This window comes from Vibrio sp. 2134-1 (genome assembly GCF_033339495.1).
The window spans coordinates 1-718 of record NZ_JAWOUS010000396.1 but is presented as its reverse complement, the minus strand read 5'-3'; the positions used below and the strand labels follow the sequence as shown (position 1 = coordinate 718).

Here is a 718-nt window from a genome sequence, read left to right as displayed (position 1 = left end):
AGTAGGGAAGTAAGCCAAATTTTGTTTGTAAAAAAGGCCCCGACAGAGCGGAGCCTTTGTGTATGCTTTGATTTTAGAAAATCAGATGCGCAACACCAGCAATCACAGGAAGTGTAATCAGCGTACGCAGAATGAAGATAACAAACAGTTCTACGATGTTGACAGGAATCTTGCTACCTAGTAGTAGTGCGCCAACTTCTGACATGTAAATCAACTGAGTAACAGACATTGCTGCGATAACAAAACGAGTCATTTCGTTGTCGATAGATGCCGCCAGAATCGCAGGGATAAACATATCTGCAAAGCCAACCACGATAGTTTGCGATGCTTGTACCGCTTCAGGAATTTGTAGCAACTCTAAGTAAGGAATGAATGGCTGACCAAGGATCTCAAACACTGACGTGTATTCAGCAATCACTAGTGCAACGGTACCCAAACCCATAACCACAGGCAGTACGCCAAACACCATATCGATAGCGTTGTGTACGCCTTCTTTGAATACAGACTGAACAGATTTTACTTCTGCAGCACGTTTTAGAGCTAAGTCCATGCCCCATGAGAATGTCGTGTGACCTTCTGGCACTGCATCTACATCTTCTGCTGGCTTGCTACCGTCAATGTAGCGGTCTTTTTTCAGGCTTAGAGGCGGCAAACGAGGAATGATAACCGCAGCCACGATACCTGCTAAACAGATAGCTCCGTAGAAAGGTAGGAACAG

The 718-nt window shown here is 45.0% G+C and carries 1 pseudogene; it reads right to left on the bottom strand.

The window, feature by feature from the left end:
* Positions 1–73: 73 nt before the first annotated feature.
* Positions 74–718, bottom strand: a pseudogene (locus R7R78_RS26225) (YjiH family protein); the annotation flags it as partial.